This window comes from Nocardia sp. NBC_00403, from assembly GCF_036046055.1.
Lineage (GTDB): Bacteria > Actinomycetota > Actinomycetes > Mycobacteriales > Mycobacteriaceae > Nocardia.
Genome location: NZ_CP107939.1, coordinates 6925860 through 6945382 on the forward strand (window position 1 = coordinate 6925860; position 19523 = coordinate 6945382).

At 68.0% G+C, this 19523-nt stretch carries 15 protein-coding genes; 9 read left to right on the forward strand and 6 right to left on the reverse strand.

Annotated elements, in window-relative coordinates; translation table 11 throughout:
- Window positions 1-173 precede the first annotated feature (173 nt).
- Window positions 174-1442, forward strand: a complete 1269-nt coding sequence (locus OHQ90_RS31015) for a YihY/virulence factor BrkB family protein (RefSeq protein ID WP_328403535.1) — start codon at window positions 174-176, stop codon at window positions 1440-1442.
- On the opposite strand, the gene OHQ90_RS31020 is transcribed toward OHQ90_RS31015, so the two are convergent.
- A complete protein-coding gene (locus OHQ90_RS31020; RefSeq protein ID WP_328403537.1) occupies window positions 1415-1651 on the reverse strand; it encodes a DUF3039 domain-containing protein in 237 nt (78 codons plus the stop codon). The two genes, OHQ90_RS31015 and OHQ90_RS31020, sit on opposite strands and share 28 nt — an antisense overlap.
- 107 nt (window positions 1652-1758) lie before the next feature.
- Here OHQ90_RS31020 and OHQ90_RS31025 point away from each other — a divergent pair, with 107 nt between their 5' ends.
- Window positions 1759-2175 (forward strand): DUF3099 domain-containing protein, encoded by a 417-nt coding sequence (locus OHQ90_RS31025; RefSeq protein ID WP_328403539.1) that lies wholly within the window; start codon window positions 1759-1761, stop codon window positions 2173-2175.
- An 18-nt stretch (window positions 2176-2193) separates the two neighbouring features.
- Here the strand turns inward: OHQ90_RS31025 and OHQ90_RS31030 are convergent, their stop codons facing one another.
- Window positions 2194-3450, reverse strand: coding sequence for an MFS transporter (locus OHQ90_RS31030; protein ID WP_328413205.1), 1257 nt, complete (start codon window positions 3448-3450; stop codon window positions 2194-2196).
- Between the two features lie 294 nt (window positions 3451-3744).
- On the opposite strand from OHQ90_RS31030, the gene OHQ90_RS31035 reads away from it, so the two are divergent.
- The 3 genes from OHQ90_RS31035 to OHQ90_RS31045 all read left to right on the forward strand — a co-directional run bounded on the left by OHQ90_RS31035 (window position 3745) and on the right by OHQ90_RS31045 (window position 7264).
- The gene (locus tag OHQ90_RS31035; RefSeq protein ID WP_328403541.1) at window positions 3745-4485 is read left to right on the forward strand and encodes a VOC family protein; all 741 of its coding nucleotides are present in this window, start codon (window positions 3745-3747) and stop codon (window positions 4483-4485) included.
- 101 nt (window positions 4486-4586) lie between these two features.
- Window positions 4587-6104 carry a DUF7782 domain-containing protein gene (locus OHQ90_RS31040; RefSeq protein ID WP_328403543.1) on the forward strand — a complete coding sequence of 506 codons (1518 nt, stop codon included), beginning with the start codon at window positions 4587-4589 and terminating at the stop codon, window positions 6102-6104.
- A gap of 191 nt (window positions 6105-6295) precedes the next feature.
- Window positions 6296-7264 carry a sigma-70 family RNA polymerase sigma factor gene (locus tag OHQ90_RS31045; protein WP_328403545.1) on the forward strand — a complete coding sequence of 323 codons (969 nt, stop codon included), beginning with the start codon at window positions 6296-6298 and terminating at the stop codon, window positions 7262-7264.
- 200 nt (window positions 7265-7464) lie between these two features.
- On the opposite strand, the gene OHQ90_RS31050 is transcribed toward OHQ90_RS31045, so the two are convergent.
- Window positions 7465-10218 (reverse strand): bifunctional acetate--CoA ligase family protein/GNAT family N-acetyltransferase, encoded by a 2754-nt coding sequence (locus OHQ90_RS31050; protein ID WP_328403547.1) that lies wholly within the window; start codon window positions 10216-10218, stop codon window positions 7465-7467.
- Window positions 10211-11437, reverse strand: coding sequence for an acetoin utilization protein AcuC (locus OHQ90_RS31055; RefSeq protein WP_328403549.1), 1227 nt, complete (start codon window positions 11435-11437; stop codon window positions 10211-10213). The genes OHQ90_RS31050 and OHQ90_RS31055 overlap by 8 nt, the downstream gene beginning before the upstream one ends.
- A gap of 285 nt (window positions 11438-11722) precedes the next feature.
- Here OHQ90_RS31055 and OHQ90_RS31060 point away from each other — a divergent pair, with 285 nt between their 5' ends.
- Together OHQ90_RS31060 and galE are read left to right on the forward strand one after the other, a co-directional pair.
- Window positions 11723-12409 (forward strand): metal-dependent transcriptional regulator, encoded by a 687-nt coding sequence (locus OHQ90_RS31060; RefSeq protein WP_328413207.1) that lies wholly within the window; start codon window positions 11723-11725, stop codon window positions 12407-12409.
- A 3-nt stretch (window positions 12410-12412) separates the two neighbouring features.
- Complete coding sequence (gene galE / locus OHQ90_RS31065; protein ID WP_328403551.1) at window positions 12413-13393, forward strand: UDP-glucose 4-epimerase GalE; 981 nt, start codon at window positions 12413-12415, stop codon at window positions 13391-13393.
- 181 nt (window positions 13394-13574) lie between these two features.
- Here the strand turns inward: galE and OHQ90_RS31070 are convergent, their stop codons facing one another.
- A complete protein-coding gene (locus OHQ90_RS31070) occupies window positions 13575-14777 on the reverse strand; it encodes a DUF4192 domain-containing protein (protein ID WP_328403553.1) in 1203 nt (400 codons plus the stop codon).
- Between the two features lie 169 nt (window positions 14778-14946).
- Complete coding sequence (locus OHQ90_RS31075) at window positions 14947-15669, reverse strand: DUF5642 family protein (protein WP_442941217.1); 723 nt, start codon at window positions 15667-15669, stop codon at window positions 14947-14949.
- Between the two features lie 253 nt (window positions 15670-15922).
- On the opposite strand from OHQ90_RS31075, the gene OHQ90_RS31080 reads away from it, so the two are divergent.
- Entirely contained in the window at window positions 15923-16876 is a 954-nt protein-coding gene (locus tag OHQ90_RS31080) for a PAC2 family protein (protein ID WP_328403555.1), read from the forward strand.
- Window positions 16877-16937: 61 nt separating this feature from the next.
- Entirely contained in the window at window positions 16938-19436 is a 2499-nt protein-coding gene (locus OHQ90_RS31085; RefSeq protein ID WP_328403557.1) for a DEAD/DEAH box helicase, read from the forward strand.
- Window positions 19437-19523 lie beyond the last annotated feature (87 nt).

Sequence of the window (19523 nt, forward strand, 5' to 3'; positions counted from 1 at the left end):
GTCACGCAGAAGACCCTACTGGCCCGGTAGGGCGTGTCGCCAAACCGACGCGGCCGAGGCGACCGGCATCACATATCGACCCTGGAGTTCCCGCCGCGTTCACCTGCCGCACGCCGACACATTGCACCGTCGAAGCGGTGCCGAACCGACTTGTGCGCGATGCTGTAGAGACCATGACCGACGACAGTGCCCTATCGAGCGCCACCACCGCTATCCACAGCGGCGGCGGCGCTGAACCCGTCGGGGCGGCCCGCTATGTCCGCGGCACGGCCGCCTGGCTGGCGCGCGCGGGCCGGCAGAGCGGCAGGCTCGTCGCCCGCGTCGCGGTGAAGGCATGGAACGATTCCATATTCGCGAAGTCCGCGGCCGCGGCGTTCTGGCAGACGATGTCGCTGGCGCCGCTGCTGCTCGGTGTGCTCGGCAGCCTCGGCTACGTCGGCGAGTGGTTCGGGCCCGACACGGTGGAGATCGTCGAGCAGAAGATCATCGCGTTCAGCCGGGATCTGTTCAGCACGACCGTGGTGTCGGACCTGATCGAGCCGACGGTCACCGATGTGCTCGGGCGCGGGCGGGCCGCCTTCGTGTCGGTGGGTTTCGTGTTGTCGCTGTGGGCGGGATCCTCGGCGATGGCGACCTTCGTCGACTCCATCGTCGAGGCGCACGGACAGCAGGATGCCCGGCATCCGGTGTGGCAGCGGATCTTCGCGTTGCTGCTGTATGTGCTGTTCCTGATCGCGGCGGTGTTCATCCTGCCGCTGATCGCACTCGGACCGGCGCTGATCGGGCGGGCATTACCGGACTCGTGGCGCGAGCCGGGACTGCGCTTGATCGACTCGTTCTACTACCCGGGTGTCGGCTTGCTGCTGATCATCGGCCTCACCACGCTCTACAAGCTGGCATTGCACCGATCGCTGCCGTGGCACCGGCTCTTCGGCGGGGCCCTGGTCGCGGGTGTGTTCTTCATGGCCGCCAGCGAGGGATTGCGCCGATATCTGTCATGGGTAACCAAGACCGGTGTCAGTTACGGCGCACTCGCCACCCCGATCGCGTTCCTACTGTTCACGTTCTTCCTCGGGTTCGCGGTGATCCTCGGCGCGGAATTCAATGCCACGGTCCAGGAGTTCTGGCCTGCCGGCAGCACCCGCATCGATCAGATGAAGGAGTGGCTGTCCAACCAGATTCTCGGTGATGTGGCGGATGACGAAGAGCGGGCAGCCGACGTTCCCGCCTCGGACACCGCGAGCGCCGATACCGAATCCGCGTCGAATCGCGCGGCGGAGACAGAATCCGTGCGCCTATCGAAGACGCCGCGCCCCGAGACAGCACAAAGCCCCGAGCCGAACTCGGGGCCGCAGGCACCATCGAATACCCGGACGGCATCGATCACGACGCCGCCGGGTGGGGCCGACTCGACTCAGTCGCCCTTGCGTAGCCCGTCGTAGACCTTCTTGCACTCGGGGCACACCGGCGAACCGGGCTTCGCGGAGCGGGTTACCGGGAAGACCTCGCCGCACAGCGCAACCACGTGGGTGCCCATGACGGCGCTCTCGGCGATCTTGTTCTTCTTCACATAGTGGAAGAACTTCGGGGTGTCGTCGCCCGTCGTCTCGTCGGTAGTCGTATCCGGGCGAACCAGAGTCTCGGTACTCACGGATTCCATGATGCCGCATCCGCGCGCGAGTGGCCGAACACGGTGGCGGCAGAACTCGCTGACCAGGTCATGTGCGGTTGACCGCCGACAGTGGAAGACTCGAGAGTATGCAGCAGTACGGCGATTCCCCCAACGCCGACGACATCGGCCGCGGTGATCGCCCGGACGTGACGGTGCCCACTCCCGAAAGCTCCTCCGGCTACTTTCCCGGCAGCGACGACAAACACCCGGTGCTGATCACCGAGGCCGCACCGTCGCTGGAAGATCAGCATCGCGCCCGCGTCCGCAGGTACACGATCATCATGGCCTTCCGCATCCCCTGCCTGGTGCTGGCCGCGTTCGCCTACAGCGCCTTCAGCAATGCCCTGATCTCGATTCTCATCATCGCCGCATCCATCCCGCTGCCCTGGATCGCGGTGCTGATCGCCAACGATCGCCCGCCGCGCCGCAAGGACGAGCCGAGCCGCTGGGACGAACGCCGCAAGGCCATCGAATCGCGTCCGCACAACGCCATCGACAGCTGAGTTCCCGCCCGAACGAGACTATGCGCGAACCGGGGCGGTCGTGCGCCGAATTCCCGCCGAGAGCAGTGCCGCGATACCGCAGAGCCCGCCCGCGATATACCAGGCCGTGGTGTAGCTGCCCTGGAGATCGCGGATGACGCCCGCCCCGGTCGCGGCGATCGCCGAACCGATTTGGTGCGCGGCGAACACCCAGCCGAAAGCGACCGGACCATCCACGCCGAACAGTTCGCGGCACAGCATCACCGTCGGCGGGACGGTGGCGATCCAGTCGAGGCCGTAGAAGATGATGAACACCCACATGCTGGGCTGGGTGTGCGGCGAGAACAGCGACGGCAGGATGAGCAGCGACAGTCCGCGCAGGGTGTAGTAGCCGACCAGCAGGTAGCGGGGGTCGACCCGGTCGGTGAGCCAGCCCGAGGCGATAGTGCCCGCGACGTCGAAAATACCGACCAGCGCGAGCAGGCCGGCCGCGGTGGTGGACGGCATGCCGTGGTCGTGTGCGGCGCTGACGAAGTGGGTACCGACCAAGCCGTTGGTCGATGCGCCGCAAATCGCGAATCCGGCTGCCAACAGCCAGAATCCGGGTCGGCGCGCAATGGTGGCGAGCACGGTCAGCGCGCGCATCGCACCGCCGGTCGCGGGCGTGCGCAGGCCCACCGAGCTGCCCGCTTCCGCGCCGTAGGCGGAAACACCTGCGTCGCTGGGGAAATCGCGGATGAACAGCCACACCAGCGGCACCACGGCCAACGCGGCGCCGGCGACGATCAGCGACGGCACCCGCCAGCCGTGATCGTGTGCCGCCGCCGACACCAGTGGCAGGAAGATCAGCTGCCCGGTCGCGCCCGCGGCGGTGAGCACTCCGGTGATCAGTCCACGCTGGCGCACGAACCAGCGGCCGGTGATGGTCGCCACGAACGGCATCGACATCGAGCCGACGCCGACACCGACCAGCAGACCCCAGGTCAGCACCAGATGCCAGGGCTGTGTCATGAACACGGTCAGCCCGCTGCCCGCCGCGACGAGCAGCAGTGCGCACGCCACCACTTTGCGGATGCCGAAGCGATCCATCAGCGCGGCCGCGAACGGCGAAATCAGGCCGTACAACAACATATTCAGCGAAACTGCCGCGCCGATCGTGCCGTGCGACCACCCGAATTCCTCGTGCAGCGGATCCATCAGCACGCTCGGCACGGACCGGAAAGCCGCGGCGCCGAGCAGTGCGACGAACCCCACACCCGCCACGATCCATGCTGGATGCAGCCGCGGCCGGTTCATGGAATCGATAGGTCCCTGCGCCGGGGGTGTCTGCAGTTCGGTCACCTGCTGAGCGTGCCGGAATCTCCCTCGGGGAACGAGTGGCCGGGATGCCATTAACCGCCAAGATCGTGCCACTCCGGCGCGACCGGCACCGCCTCGACAGCGCACCGGCCGCCCCCTACTGTGTGGCGGGGGAATTCGACAGAACGTCGTTGTGGCGTGGCACACCGTCACGCGGCAGGCAAGAGGCGCAGTGCCGCACCAGCGTTCACGCGGCCGTCGGGGCATACCCCGCAGGACAGAGGAGACAGCATGATTCGGTGGGCCTGGGCCTTCCTCGATCGGCCCACGCAGCGTTTCGACGACTGCGCGACGTTCTGGTCCACCATCACCGGCACCCAGCTCTCGCCCCGCCGCGGCGCGAACGACGAATTCCTCACGCTCCTACCGGATCCCGCGCTGTTCGCCGCCGCAGGGGCCAAAATGCAGTCGGTCACCGGCCTCGGCGGCGTGCACATCGACTTCGATGTCGACGACATCGCCGCCGCCGTCCGCATCGCGCTCGACCTCGGCGCCGACCTGGTCGCCAACCACCCGGACTACGCCGTCCTGCGCTCGCCGTCGGGCCAGATGTTCTGCTTCACCCCCAGCGGCCGCGCCAAGGGCCAGCCCGCGCCGGCCGTCAGCGCGCCGGACGGCACGCTGACCCGTTTGGATCAGGTGTGCCTGGACATCGGCGCCGCCGATCACGAGGCCGAGTCACACTTCTGGACCATCCTGACCGGCTGGGATCACCAGCAGGGCAGGCTGCCGGAATTCTCCCGGCTGCGCGCAAAGAATCAGCTGCCCCTCCAACTGCTGCTGCAGCGCCTCGGTGTGGACCGCCCGACCAGTGCGCATATCGACCTGTCGTCGTCGGATATCCACGCCACCGCCGCCTGGCACGAATCCCTCGGCGCGACCCGAATCCAGAATCACGAACACTGGATCGTCATGTCCGACCCCGCCGACGCCACCTACTGCATCACCTCCCGCGACCCCAGCGGAGTCTGACGGCCGCCGAGCGGCACCCGGCCGAGCGTCGACGGCACGCGGATCTGTGACACGGCGAACACCTGGCGAGTGCTGCGCGGTTGCGGTGGCAGAGTACCGATGTGCCTACGAACCAGACGACGACCGGATCGCTGCTCACCGCGTTGTGCCCGGATCTGCGGACCGCGCTGACCCGAGTCCGCTACGACGCGGACACGCTGCTCGAGGTGCTCGGAGTCGATGTACACGCGGCGCTCGGTCGGTCGGAGCCGGTGCCGGTGCGCCGCGCCGCACGGGACGCGGGCGAACTCGGCACCCTGATCCGATTGCTGTTGCTCGGCGACGCACTGCCCCAGCGAGACGTCGCCGCCGCGCTCGCACCCGTGGATATCGAGCGCGCCGTCGAGGCAGGATTGCTGGACCGGGACGGTGATCTGGTGCGCGCGGCATTGGACCTGCGCCCTTTGGACGTCGGCGTCGGCACCCGGTGGATCCTGTCCGATCTCGACGACTCGATGCGAAGGCGCACGCTGACCGAAGAGCATGTACTCGGTGTCGGCCACGCTTCGCTGTCGCTGCTGCGCGCGACGCCGACCCGCAAGGTCGGTTCGGTACTCGATCTCGGCACCGGCTGTGGCGTGCAGGCCGTGCACGCGGCCTCCTATGCCGACCGGGTGACCGCCACCGACGTGAACCCGCGCGCGCTGTGGCTTGCCGAAGCGACCGCCGCACTCAACGGCCTCGACATCGAACTGCTGGACGGTTCCTGGTTCGAGCCGGTGGCCGGACGTCGCTTCGACCAGGTGGTGGCCAATCCACCCTTCGTCGTCGGCCCCGCCCGCATCGAGCACACATACCGCGATTCCGGCCTCGCCCTCGACGGCGCAAGCGAACTGGTGATCTCCCAGGCCTCGGAGTTACTCGCCCCCGGCGGCACCGCGGCGATGCTCGCGGCGTGGGTGCATGTGGACGGCGAGGACTGGCGGCACCGGGTGTCGTCCTGGCTGCCCGCGCACGGCGTCGACGCCTGGGTGGTGCAGCGCGATGTCGCCGACCCCGCGTTGTATGTGGGCACCTGGCTGCGCGACGCCGGGCTCGATCCGCGCGACCCGGCCGCGCAGGCCCGTGCCGATCAGTGGCTCGACGCCTTCACCGCGGCCGATGTCGAGGGCATCGGCTTCGGCTTCGTCTATCTGCGCGCCATCAACGGCCCGACCGAGTTGCTCGCCGAGGACCTCACGCACGGCTTCGACGACCCGCTCGGCGACGAGGCGACCAGGTATTTCGAGCGCTCGGCCTGGCTGCGCGCCGCCGCAGGCGACGAAAACCTGGCCTGGTCTTCCCGTTTCGCGGTGGATCCGGCGACCGCGCTGGAACGTGTCTATCTGCCGGGCGAGGACGGCTGGGCTCAGCAGGTCGCTCGGCTGCACCGCGGTGACGGACCACGCTGGCAGCACGAGGTTGACGAATCCACCATCGCCCTCGTCGCGGGAATGCGGGCGGACGGGATGCCGTTGTACGAGTTGATCGAACTGCTGGCGGTTGCCACCGGATCCGACGAGGTAACCACCGAGTTCATGGCCGACGCACTGTCGGTGGTGGCCGGACTGGTCCGCCACGGATTGGTGCGACCCGTCTGACCGACGGCCGCACCGGTGGGCGGCGGACGCGCTCGACAACGAGTGTTCCGATTCCGGATGCTTCTCAGGAACTTCTCAGACGGAAGTGACGGAAACCGCAGTTCAGAGCGGTTTATCTGGGCGCTAGCGGGGAACTTTCTCATTGTCGGGTCCGTTGTTCGGAGTGAGACACCACCGACAGGAGGCAAGTCATGACCAGCCCCGCCACCACTCGTGTGCGCACCAGCGATATGGACCTCGACGCCCAGAGCCCCGCCGCCGACCTGGTACGCGTGTACCTGAATGGGATCGGTCGCACTGCACTGCTCACGGCCGCCGACGAGGTCGAGCTGGCCAAGCGCATCGAGGCGGGCCTCTATGCCCAGCATCTGCTGGAGACCGGCAAGCGTCTATCGGCCATGCGCAAGCGCGATCTGGCCATCGTCGTCCGCGAGGGCCAGTCCGCCCGGTCTCATCTGCTCGAGGCCAACCTCCGCCTCGTGGTCTCGCTTGCCAAGCGCTACACCGGCCGCGGCATGCCGCTGCTGGACCTGATCCAAGAGGGCAACCTCGGCCTGATCAGGGCGATGGAGAAGTTCGATTACGCCAAGGGCTTCAAGTTCTCCACCTACGCCACCTGGTGGATTCGGCAGGCCATTACCCGCGGCATGGCCGATCAGAGCCGCACCATCCGGCTACCGGTCCATCTGGTCGAGCAGGTCAACAAGCTGGCCAGGATCAAGCGCGAGCTGCATCAGCAGCTCGGCCGCGAGGCCACCGACGCCGAGCTCGCCAACGAGTCGGGCATTCCGGTCGAGAAGATCTCCGATCTGCTCGATCACAGCCGCGACCCGGTAAGCCTCGATATGCCGGTCGGCAACGACGAAGAGGCCCCGCTCGGCGATTTCATCGAGGACTCCGAGGCCACCTCGGCCGAGTCCGCGGTCATCGCGGGTCTGCTGCACCACGATGTGCGCAGCGTGCTCGCCACCCTGGACGAGCGCGAACAGCAGGTCATCCGGCTGCGCTTCGGCCTGGACGACGGCCAGCCGCGCACCCTCGACCAGATCGGTAAGCTCTTCGGACTCTCCCGCGAGCGGGTGCGTCAGATAGAGCGCGAGGTCATGTCGAAGCTGCGCAAGGGTGAGCGGGCCGATCGGCTGCGCGCCTACGCCAGCTGATCACAAGGTAATTCGCGCCCGCGACCCCGGCCCCCATGGCGCCGAGCCACTTCGAGGCCGGTTCGGCGCCCCGGCTCGGTGACCGTATCGGTCACCTGGAAACGCCGACCGGTGTCCGCGCATCCCGTCCCCTCCGGGTTCGCGCGAGCCGGTCGGCGATGCTTATTTCCGACGGCCGGCAGTGCTCATTTGTGTCCCGCTCAGCCCAAGCGCCGCGGGCCCGCGTCGAAACGGCTGGGTTCCGGGCCTATTCGGGCTCGGGCGTAGAGGATCGAGGCCGAGGCCGCCGAGGCGAGAACCGGATCGAAGGACAGTTCACGGAGTTCGGGGATGTCGTCGAAGAGGGCCGAAATGCGTTGGGCCAGTTCGGCGAGGGCAGCCTTGTCGACACGCGGGCTGGCCGGGGTGCCGGACAGCAGTGGCGCGGCGCGCGGCGCGTCGATCAAGGCGGTGGCCTCATCCTCGGTCAGCGGCAGAGCGCGGTAGGCACGGTCGCCGAGAAGTTCGATGATCAGACCGGACAGACCGAATTCGATCACGGAACCGAACGACGGATCGTCCTGCACGCGTAGCACACAACCGACTCCCGGGGTCGCCATCTTCTGGATATGCAAGACGGGGTCACCACTGAGTTCCGCCAGATGGGCGTAGGCCTGGCGCACCGCCTCGGGCCGCCACAGATCAAGCCGGACACCACTGAGGTCGGGCCTGCGCCGCCACAGTTCCCCGGTCGCCTTGGCCGCCACCGGATAACCGAGTTCTGCTGCCGCTGCGACGGCCTCGTCGGCGTTGTGCACTTCGCGATATTCCACAACGTGGATGCCGTAACAGTCCAGCAGGTCGACGGTTTCCTGGTCGGTCAGCCTGCGTCCGGCAGGGTCCGCCATCCATTGCGCCACCAATCCCCTGGCCCGCTCGGTGTCGATATCGTTCGGGCGGCGGACCACCGAGACCGGCTTGGTGCGCCACTGTGCGTAGCGCCGCACCCTGGCCAGCGCACGCGCGGCACGTTCGGGGTCCGGGTAGGACGGTATCGAGCCGCGCACGGCCACCCCGCCTTGCCCGCGCATCGCCAGCAGGTTCGGAATCCCCTGTTCGGCAACGAAAGTGGTCAGGATCGGCTTGCCGGAGTCGGGCACGGCCGTGGCCGCCTCGCGGATGGCGTCGGCGAATCCGGCTATCGGCAGCGGCACCGGAGGGGCGAAAACCACGATCACCGCGTCGATCTCATCCGACCGCAGCGCCGCGACCACGGCGTCCAGGTAGGCGCCAGGCGTCGCCTCCGGGCCGAGGTCCACCGGCTCGCCCACCGACTGCTCATCGACGCCGCGCTCGGTCGGACGGGGGCGTCGAGCGCGGGTCGCGCCACTCGTCGGTCGTCGCACCTCCAGCCCCTCCCCTCGGGCCGCATCGACGGCCAGCCAATTCAACGCGGCGCTATTGCCGATCACCGCGACCCGGGGACCGGCGGGCAGCGGCTGGTAGCCCAGCAGAGCCGCGCAGTCGAACAGCTCCGAGATCGAGTCGACCTGAACGATGCCCGCCTGCGCGAACAGATCCCGCACGATCGAGCGGTCCATATCGCCCGTCGGCTGGGCCCGCGCCGCGAGCCTGCCGCTGCTCACTGCGACGATCGGCTTGGTCCTGGCGACCCGGCGCGCAATGCGAGAAAACTTCCGCGGATTACCGAAACTCTCCAGATACAGCAGGACTACCTCCGTGGCGGCATCGGTGTCCCAGTACTGCAGCAGGTCATTGCCGGACACGTCGGCGCGATTGCCCGCCGACACGAAGGTCGACAATCCCAGATTGCGTGCGGCAGCCTCACCGAGAATCGCGGCGCCCAACGGTCCGGACTGACAGAAGAATCCGATGCGCCCACGTCCCGGCAGCAGCGAGGCAAGGGTCGCGTTGAGCGCGACCGCCGGATCGGTATTGGCGATGCCGAGCGCGCTGGGACCGACCACACGCATCCCGTGCCCGCGCGCGGCGGCGACCAACTCGCGTTCGGCGGTGACGCCGTCCGCGCCGGTCTCCCCGAAACCCGCGGTCAGCACCACCAAACCCTTGACGCCTTTGGCCATACAGTCGTCGAGGACCGAACCGATGGCCGCGGCAGGCACGGCGACCACCGCCAGATCCACCTCGTCCGGAATGTCGCGCACCGTCGGATAAGCCCGCACTCCGCGCACCGACTTCCGATTCGGATTGACCGGAAACACCGGCCCCTGGAACGCACCGGAGAGCAGATTCGCCAGCACAACCCCACCCACCCGCCCGGTGCCAGGGGTCGCGCCGATGACGGCCACCGAACCCGGCGCGAGTAGATTGCCCACACTGCGCGCCTCAGAGGCCCGCTCACGCGAATCACGCACCGAGAGCAGGGCTTCGGTCGGGTCGATGGCAAATTCCAGGTGCAGCACCGAGCCGTCCCTGCTGCGCTCGACTTGATAGCCCGCGTCGCGGAAGACCGTCACCATGACGGTGTTCTCGGCGAGGACCTCGGCGACGAACGTCTCGATCTTGTTCTCCGCGGCGGCGCCTGCCAGATGTTCGAGCAGAATCGAGCCCAGGCCGCGGCCCTGATGCTCGTCGGCCACTACGAACGCGACCTCCGCGGCGCGCGGTCCGGTGCGAGCGAGTAGCTCGTAGCGGCCGACCGCGATGATCGCCTCACCGAGTTCGAGCACCAACCCGACTCGGTCGTGGTGATCCACGTGGGTGGAGCGGTAGAGGTCCTTGGGCGAAATACGTGGGTACGGACCGAAATAGCGCAGATACCTGGTGCGGTCGGACAGCGCGGCGTGGAACTGCTGCAGTCGATCGGCGTCGTCGGGAGTGATAGGGCGAAGCCGCACCACGCCACCGTCGGAGGCGAGCACGTCGGCGAACCAGTGCTGGGGCGGCGCCGCGGGGGTGTCCGGGGAATCCGGGACAGGTGTCGGCTCAGTCACGGGGGTCCTCCGGATCCAGGCCGAGCAACCCGAAGGTGGCCCGACGCGTGGCCAATACGGCCGTGTCGATGGCACGTTGAGCGCGGTCGATCCGCACGTCCCCAGTCTCCCCGGTGCCACCGGGCCCGTCCCACCGGCGGTAGGCGATGTCGCCACCGTCACCCATTGTCCACGGCAGGTCAACGGCAGGCGCTTCGACGCGAACGCGGTCGATCCAGTCCTGCGGCACTGCGGTTTCCGGTGCGACGGTGCGGTCGAGCGCGGTCGCCAGCAGGTGCGTCCAGGCCCGCGGCACCACCCGGACCAGGCCGTATCCGCCGCCGCCGACGGCCAGCCAACGGCCTTCCGCATGCCGGTCGGCCAACTCTCGCATAGCGAGGAAGGCGGCGCGCTGGCCGTCGACGGTGAGCTCGAGATCGGCCAGCGGATCCTCGCGATGGGTGTCGACGCCGCATTGGCTGACGATGATCTGTGGCCGGAATGCCGCCACCGCACCGGGCACCACCGCGTGGAAACCGCGCAGCCACTGGGCGTCTCGGGTGCCCGGCAACACCGCAAGATTGATCGCGGTGCCCTCGGCGGGACCGCTGCCGGTCTCCTCCGGCCATCCGGTGTTGGGCCACAGAGTGGCCGGATGCTGGTGGATCGATATCGTCAGCACCCGGGGATCGGAGTAGAAGGCCCGCTGCACGCCGTCGCCGTGGTGTACATCCACGTCGATGTAGGCGATGCGGTCGAAGCCGTGATCGAGCAGCCATGAGATGGCCACCGCCGCGTCGTTGTAGATGCAGAACCCGGCGGCCGAATCGGCCATCGCGTGATGCATGCCGCCGCCGATGCTGACCGCCCGCCGCGTGCGACCCTCCGCGATTTCGCGGGCCGCGGCCAGGGTCCCGCCCACGATCACCGATGCGGCCTGATGCATCCGGGGAAATATCGGGTTGTCCGGCGAACCGAGTCCGTAGTCCGGCGCCAGCGGCAAGCCGACCGGCGCGGTGGCGTGCGCCACGGCCTCGATGTACGCCGGGGTGTGGATGCGCAGCAGATCTGCGACGTCGGCTGCGGCGGGCTCCAACCGCTCGACACCGTCGAGCAATCCGAGACTTTCCGCCAACGCCATGGTGAACTTCAGCCGCGCCGGTTTCATCGGATGCTGCGGCGTCCAGGCGTAGTCGAGGAACCGGTCGGTCCAGACAACGATTCCGGTAGCGGTGGCCATGGTTGCCACGCTAGAGCGTTGCGAGCCGCTTGTCGGTTCCTGCCGGTATAGCAGCGCAGATGTCGATCGAGTTGTCGACACGCTCCCCCGGGAAGCTAACAACCCCACAGGTTGTTCGTATGCAGTAGAACTACAGGCAAGTGCGAACACGGCGACACCGCCGTGCGCCGACAGGATTCCCGCAGCACAGTGCATTGGATCGTGACACCGGAGCGCGAAACGGTCCGGCACACGATGGTGCCGCTGTGCGTGGGTAGAATTCGTGCCGACGAAGGGGTAATACAGGTGAAGGATCTGGTCGACACCACGGAGATGTACCTCCGTACCATCTACGACCTCGAGGAGGAGGGCGTGGTGCCCCTCCGCGCCCGGATCGCCGAGCGCCTCGAGCAGAGTGGTCCGACGGTGAGCCAGACCGTCGCTCGCATGGAGCGCGACGGTCTCCTGTTGGTCGCCGGTGACCGTCATCTCGAGCTGACCGACAAGGGACGAAGCATGGCTGTCGCGGTGATGCGCAAACATCGCCTCGCCGAACGCCTGCTGGTCGACATCATCGGCCTGGACTGGCAGAACGTGCACGCCGAGGCGTGCCGCTGGGAACACGTCATGAGCGAGGATGTCGAGCGGCGGCTGGTCGAGGTGCTCAACCATCCGACCACCTCCCCCTACGGCAACCCCATCCCTGGCCTCGACGAACTGGGCATCATTCCGCCCACAGGCTCCGAGGAGACCCTGGTGCGACTGTCGGATCTGCCGCACGGGCAGGTGCACGCAGTCGTCGTGCGTAGGCTCGCCGAGCACATCCAGACCGACCCCGAGGTCATCGGCCAGCTGCGTGAGGCGGGCGTGGTACCCGACGCGCGCGTGACGGTCGAGACCAAGCCGGGTTCGGTGGTCATCACCGTGCCGGGCCATGAGGGTTTCGAGCTCTCGGACGAAATGGCCCACGCCGTCCAGGTGAAGCTGGTCTGACACGTGAAACTTCTGGTCACCGGCGGCGCAGGCTATGTCGGCGGGGTGTGTGCACAGGTCCTGCTCGAAGAGGGGCATGAGGTCGTGGTGGTCGACGATCTGTCGACCGGCAACGCCGACGGCGTCCCGGCCGGCGCCCGCTTCGTCGAGGGTGACGTTGCCGTTGCCGCGCCCGCGCTGCTTGCCGCCGAAACCTTCGACGGCGTCCTGCATTTCGCCGCGCAATCGCTGGTCGGCGAGTCCGTGCAGCAGCCGGAGAAGTACTGGCAGGGCAACGTGGTGAAGACACTGGAGCTGCTGGAGGCGATGCGCAGCACGGGCACGCCACGGCTGGTTTTCTCCTCGACCGCGGCCGTCTACGGCGAGCCCGAGCAGGTGCCGATCACCGAGGATGCGCCGACCCGCCCGACCAACCCGTACGGCGCGTCGAAGCTTGCCATCGATCACGCCATCACCTCCTACTCGAACGCGCACGGGCTGGCAGCGACCAGCCTGCGCTACTTCAACGTTGCGGGCGCTTACGGCGGGCTCGGCGAAAACCGGGTGGTGGAAACTCATCTCATCCCCCTCGTGTTGCAGGTCGCCCTCGGGCACCGCAAGGCAATCTCGGTCTTCGGCACCGACTGGCCCACCCCCGACGGCACCGCCGTCCGCGACTACATCCACATCCGCGACCTCGCCCAGGCCCACCTACTGGCGCTGGACACCGCCGAATCGGGCACACACCGGGTCTTCAACCTCGGCAGCGGCACCGGATTCTCGGTCCGCGAGGTGATTTCGGCCTGCGAACGCGTCACCGGCCTGCCGATCGCCGCACAGGACTCCCCGCGCCGCGCGGGCGATCCCGCGACTCTGATCGCCTCCAGTGATCGCGCGGTCGCCGAACTCGGCTGGCTCCCGAAGCACAACGACCTCGACGAGATCGTCGCCGACGCCTGGGAGTTCCTGCGCGCCTTGGGTTCTCGCGCCCACTCGGCACCCTAGACGAGCGCCGGGAAGCGGAAGCCCACCAACTCGGCCGATCCGGGGCCGCGTGCGCAACCATCGACCTGCTGTCTCGGCGAGCGTTCGGGGACCGGGCGCACCATCAACAGCCCGAGCGCAGCGGGGCCCTGCCGTCGTCGACGCAATGAGCCGGCGGCCGTGGTGGCCCCGCTGCCATCGTTCAGCACAACTCGATGCCGAGATCGGCTGCTGTCTCCAGACCGGAGCGGGCCAGTCTGCGCAACTGATCCGGCCGCATACCCGCGTGCAGCGCAGTTTCCAATAGGATCGCCATCTGATGTGACGGGTCGGCCTCCAGCGCCGCGTGGAAGGCGATGCCCGCCAGCGGGCCGTCACCGCGGACGTAGGCGCTGTAGCCGAGCAGCGCGGCGGCATCGGCGCGATCGGAATCCGACAGCACTCGGACCAGCTCCGCCCACAGTCGCTCTGCCGAAGCGGCGTGGTCCCCGACCGCCAGCGCGAACAGCGCATCACGCACCACTCGATCACGCAGTGCAGCAGCCAGTTCCGCCAGTTCTCGCGCCGTGAGCCTGGTGCCGAATTCGGTATTGGCGATCTGCCACAGGACGTGCTCGAGCATGCGGCGGTGGTAGCCGTCCGGATCGCCGCGCTGGACCGCCCCCGCATACCGTTCGCGGGCGGCGGTGACCGCGTCCCCGAGGTGGGCCGCGACCTGTGAGCGCAGTGCGCCGTCCGCGGCCACCATGGCGGTCAGCTCCGAGCGGGCGCGGTGGATGGGCCTGCCGTCGAGCACATGTGCCACCGTCACCATCGAGGTAGCCGGATCCGGCAGCGTCCCAAGCCGTTCCGCGTCTGGCAGGCTCCACCAGCGCTCATCCTTGTCGATCGCGCGGACAGCCCAGGTGCCACCGAGGATGACACCGTGATCGTCAACGAGCCGCCGAGCGAAGGTAGCGATCAGTGCGCCGTGCGACCCGGTGCGGGGGACGCGGCGAGCGTCGGAACGCCGTCGCGCCGGTGCACGAAGGCGGTCGTCGACGATCACCGCCAGCACCTCGCTCGCGTTCTCGCCGTGGCAGATCCGTCCGACCTGCTCCGCGAACACCGCCGCCAACCCGCATCTGCCGCGGTCACCCTGTTCCAGATCGAACCGGACCACCGCGTCGATGATCGGGATGTCGACGTGCTCGGGAGCGGCGCGCAACACCGTGACGACGAGCGAGCGCTCCGGCACGAACCCGACCATTGCGGGCAGCGCCGCGATCAATTCGCCTGGATCGTCGATGTGTAGCTGCATCGGTGCGGCAGACTCGAACCGCGGGGCTTGCTCCGCGCAAGTGACGGTGCGGCGCATGCGATCGCCGGAATCCTCGACTGGGGCGGGGTTGACGGGAGTGGTCATGCGTCGAGAGTGCGCTCGCCTGTCACTATGTCCGGGTGGCCGACCAGGCCTTTCCGCTGCCCTGGGGAAAACCCTTGTCCTGTGGGCGAATAGGACCCTGGCACCGGAGCAGTTGCCCGGCCTTGTCGGTGCCGCCTGCTACTGTCCGCCGCCGGTCCCGCTACCCGGCCTATGCCTGCTTGACCCGCTGCACCGCCGTCGTGAACAACTCGTCCAGCGCGACCGTATCCGGCTTCACGGCGCTGAAGGACATGTAGGTCACCGCAATCCGCACGTCACCGACCTGACCGGTCAACGTCTGCATGGATTGGGTCAGCCCGGCTCCGCCGACCTCCGGCGCCACGGTGCGCCGCAACGCCAGCGTGTCGTCGGCGTCGATCGGCGGCGGTGGCTGCAGTTGGGTGGTGACAGTCGTGGTGGCGCCGGCCCGGGCGACCTGCAGTGTTTCGCACCGCTTCAGCTGGTTGCGCAGCGCAGACAACGGCTGGTCGGTCCTGGTCAGCTCGACGGTCACGGAGGCGCGGATGTCGTTGTCGGTGCCGACCGCGATGGCCGTCTGATCAGGCCCGAACCGCTGCTCGGGCGGCAGGCAGCCCTCGGGCCGCACGGTCGAACCCCGCCCGATGCCGGCGAGATCGCCGGCGGCCTGTGCGGCTGCCTCCGGTGGCAGCACGACCGCAGGATACCGAGCCGGGAACTGCGCGGGATCCGGTAACAGCGCCGCGAGTTGGGCGCCGATGTGGCGCTGCACAGCGGTCGGTGCGGACACGACCGGGTGACCGGTCACCGTCGATGCACAGCCGGCAAGCAGCAGCGCACCCGCAACAACAGGCAGCCGGCCCGACATCGCGGATTTGAGTTGCCCCCTGCGCATCGAATCGGGCACAGTCACTCGACCACTGTGCCAAATTCCTGGTGCCCGACCGCGATGCCACGCCGGGCGCGGCCGACGCGGGAATGCGGCGAGCAGCACGGCGGTTGGCTGTTGATATGGGTCGGTGTCCGGCCGTGAGCGCGACCGTCTGCGCCATGGGGGACAATGGACAGTGGTTCGCCCGCTGCGAGACGGCAACACGCCGAAGACCTGGAAGTTCTTCGGATAGCTTGCGGCTCGCATCGGTGGACCGCGCAGGAAGGAGTACGCGATGGACCACGAGTCGCGAATGTACGAGTTGGAGTTCCCCGCTCCGCAGCTGTCATCCGACGATGGCTCGGGTCCGGTACTGGTGCACGGACTGGAAGGCTTCACCGATGCAGGGCATGCGGTGCGGCTGGCGACTACGCACCTGCGTGAGAGCCTCGAAAGCGAACTGGTCGCCTCGTTCGATGTGGACGAGCTGTTGGACTACCGCTCGCGGCGCCCGCTCATGACGTTCAAAACCGATCACTTCTCGGATTACGCCGAGCCCGAGCTCAACCTATGGGCGCTACGCGACACCGCGGGCACGCCGTTCCTGCTGCTTTCGGGCCTGGAACCGGACCTGCGCTGGGAGAAGTTCACCACCGCGGTTCGGCTGCTCGCCGAACAGCTCGGCGTGCGGCGCTGCATCGGGCTGAGCGCGATTCCGATGGCGATCCCACACACCCGTCCGCTCGGCATCACCGCGCATTCCTCCGACAGCGACCTCATCGCCGAGCATCAGCGCTGGCCGGGCGAGCTGCAGGTGCCCGGAAGTGCGTCCTCGCTGCTGGAGTACCGGATGGCGCAGCACGGGCACGAATCCGTCGGCTTCTCGGTGCATGTGCCGCACTACCTCGCACAGACCGCCTATCCGGAGGCCGCGCAGACGCTATTGGAGAATGTCGCGGGCAATGCGGGTCTGGAGATTCCGCTGGCCGCGCTCGGTGAGGCTGCCGCGCGGGTGCGTGAACAGGTCAACGAGCACATCGCGGGCAACTCCGAGGTGGAGACGGTCGTGCACGCGCTGGAGCGCCAGTACGACAGCTTTGTGACCGCGCAGGAACACCAGTCGAGCCTGCTCGTCGGCGACGGCGAACTGCCCAGCGGCGACGAGCTCGGCGCGGAGTTCGAGCGCTTCCTGGCCGAACAGGGCGGCTACGACGGCAACGCCGACGCCGAGGGCGACGAGACCAAGTAAGGGATTCAGCGCCGATCACCGGGCGGTCGGCCACCGGAAGGTAGCCCGTAGGGTGGTCGGAGTGGATCTGACCGAACTGCTCGAGATACCGGGAACCGACGCCGACGCACTGTACGAGTCGTTCGGGGCGTGGGCGGCCGAGCAGGGCACGCCGTTGTATCCCGCACAGGACGAAGCGCTGCTGGAGCTGGCGTCCGGATCGAATGTCATCTTGGCTACCCCGACCGGCTCCGGCAAATCACTGGTCGCCGTCGGCGCGCACATGTTCGCACTGACCCGAGGCCAGCGCACCTACTACACCGCCCCGATCAAGGCGCTGGTCAGCGAGAAATTCTTCGCGCTGTGCGAGGTGTTCGGCGCCGACAAGGTCGGCATGGTGACCGGCGACGCCGCGGTGAACCCGGAGGCGCCGATCATCTGCGCGACCGCCGAGATCCTGGCCAACATGGCGTTGCGCGAGGGCGCAGCCGCCGATGTCGGCCAGGTGGTGATGGACGAGTTCCATTTCTACGCCGACCCCGATCGCGGCTGGGCCTGGCAGGTGCCGCTGCTGGAGCTGCCGCGCGCCCAATTCCTGCTCATGTCGGCCACCCTCGGTGAAGTCGACTTCTTCGCCGCCGACCTGGAGCGCCGCACCGGCAACCCGACCGCCGTGGTCGCGGGCACCGAACGCCCGGTGCCGCTGAGCTATTCGTATGCGCGCACGCCCATCACCGAGACGCTCGAAGACCTCGTCACCACCAACCAGTCCCCCGTCTATGTCGTGCACTTCACCCAGGCCGCCGCGCTCGAACGCGCCCAGGCACTGACGAGCGTGAACTTCGCCAGCCGCCCCGAAAAAGACGCCATCGCCACCGCTTTGGGGGATTTCCGCTTCTCCTCGGGATTCGGCAAGACCCTGTCACGACTGATCCGCCACGGCATCGGCGTGCACCACGCGGGCATGCTGCCCAAGTACCGCCGCCTGGTGGAACGCCTGGCCCAGGACGGACTGCTGAAGGTGGTGTGCGGCACCGACACCCTCGGCGTCGGCATCAATGTGCCGATCCGCACCGTGCTGCTCACCGGCTTGACCAAATACGACGGCGTGCGCACCCGCAGGCTCAAAGCCCGTGAATTCCATCAGATCGCCGGTCGCGCGGGCCGTGCCGGATTCGACACCCTTGGCACGGTCGTGGTGCAAGCGCCCGACCACGAGGTAGAGAACACCAGACTGATTGCCAAGGCGGGCGACGATCCGAAGAAGCAACGCAAGGTGGTGCGGCGTAAACCGCCGGAGGGCTTCGTGTCCTGGAGCGAGGAGACCTTCGATCGCCTGGTCGCCGCGGCCCCGGAACCGATGGTGTCGCGCTTCGCGGTCACGAACTCCATGCTGCTCAACGTGATTGCCCGACCGGGCAACTGCTTCGAGGCGATGCGTCACCTACTCGAAGACAATCACGAGCCGCGCCCCGCCCAGCGCCGCCACATCCTGCGCGCCATCCGCCTCTACCGGGCGCTGCGCGATGCCGGTGTGGTGCAACAGCTTCCGGAGCCCGACGCACAAGGCCGCAGAGCCAGGCTCACCGTGGACCTGCAACGTGACTTCGCCCTCGACCAACCGCTCTCGCCGTTCGCACTCGCGGCATTGGAGCTGCTGGACAAGGAATCTCCCGCCTACACCCTCGAGGTCGTCTCGCTCATCGAGTCGACGCTGGAGGATCCGCGCCAGCTGCTGATGGCCCAGCAGCACAAGGCCCGTGGCGAGGCGATCGCCGAGATGAAGGCCGACGGCATCGAATACGACGAGCGCATGGAACTGCTCGAAGAGGTCACCTGGCCCAAACCTCTTGCCGAGCTGATCGATCCGGCCTTCGAAACCTACCGCGGCGGGCATCCGTGGATGTCGGAGTTCGCGCCGTCGCCGAAGTCGGTGGTGCGCGACATGATCGAGCGTTCGATGACCTTCGCCGAGCTGATCTCGCACTACGAGCTGGCCCGCTCCGAGGGCGTCGTGCTGCGCTACCTGGCCGACGCCTACCGCGCATTGCGCCGCACCGTACCGGAGTCGGCCCGCACCGAGGACCTCGACGACATCACCGAATGGCTCGGTGAACTCGTGCGCCAGGTGGACTCGAGCCTGCTCGATGAATGGGAGCAGCTCACCAACCCGGGCGCGGAGACCGACGCCGACCAGCTCGCCTTCGGCGCCGAGACGATCCGCCCGATCTCCGCCAATGAACGCGCCTTCCGGGTGATGATCCGCAACGCCATGTTCCGCCGCGTCGAGCTGGCCGCCCTACGCCGCTGGGACCTGCTCGCCGGGATGGGCACCGGCCCGGACTGGGAAGCCGACCTGGCCCCTTATTTTGCCGAGTACGAACGCATCGGCACCGGTCCCGACGCGCGCGGTCCGCAACTGTTCCAGGTGGAACAACGCCCCGAGTTCTGGCACGTGCGCCAGGTGCTCGACGACCCCGCCGGCGACCACGGCTGGGCCCTGGAAGCAGTCGTCGATCTGGCCGAGTCCGATGCCGCAGGTGAGGTCGTATTCGACGAGGTCACGGTGTCCGCGGGGTGATCATGGTCAAGGTGTCGTCAACGAGTTCGTAATCGGGGCCATTGCGCTGATACTCTCTCGCGCGGTGCCTGAACGTAGGCAACAGAC

What these genes read in the sequence shown, in the direction of transcription:
- OHQ90_RS31035 (WP_328403541.1), top strand. Translation starts at nt 3,745, where the DNA reads ATGATTCGGTGGGCCTGGGCCTTCCTCGATCGGCCCACGCAGCGTTTC.
- OHQ90_RS31030 (WP_328413205.1), bottom strand. Translation starts at nt 3,450, where the DNA reads ATGAACCGGCCGCGGCTGCATCCAGCATGGATCGTGGCGGGTGTGGGG.
- OHQ90_RS31025 (WP_328403539.1), top strand. Translation starts at nt 1,759, where the DNA reads ATGCAGCAGTACGGCGATTCCCCCAACGCCGACGACATCGGCCGCGGT.
- OHQ90_RS31080 (WP_328403555.1), top strand. Translation starts at nt 15,923, where the DNA reads ATGGACCACGAGTCGCGAATGTACGAGTTGGAGTTCCCCGCTCCGCAG.
- OHQ90_RS31045 (WP_328403545.1), top strand. Translation starts at nt 6,296, where the DNA reads ATGACCAGCCCCGCCACCACTCGTGTGCGCACCAGCGATATGGACCTC.
- OHQ90_RS31015 (WP_328403535.1), top strand. Translation starts at nt 174, where the DNA reads ATGACCGACGACAGTGCCCTATCGAGCGCCACCACCGCTATCCACAGC.
- OHQ90_RS31070 (WP_328403553.1), bottom strand. Translation starts at nt 14,777, where the DNA reads ATGACCACTCCCGTCAACCCCGCCCCAGTCGAGGATTCCGGCGATCGC.
- OHQ90_RS31055 (WP_328403549.1), bottom strand. Translation starts at nt 11,437, where the DNA reads ATGGCCACCGCTACCGGAATCGTTGTCTGGACCGACCGGTTCCTCGAC.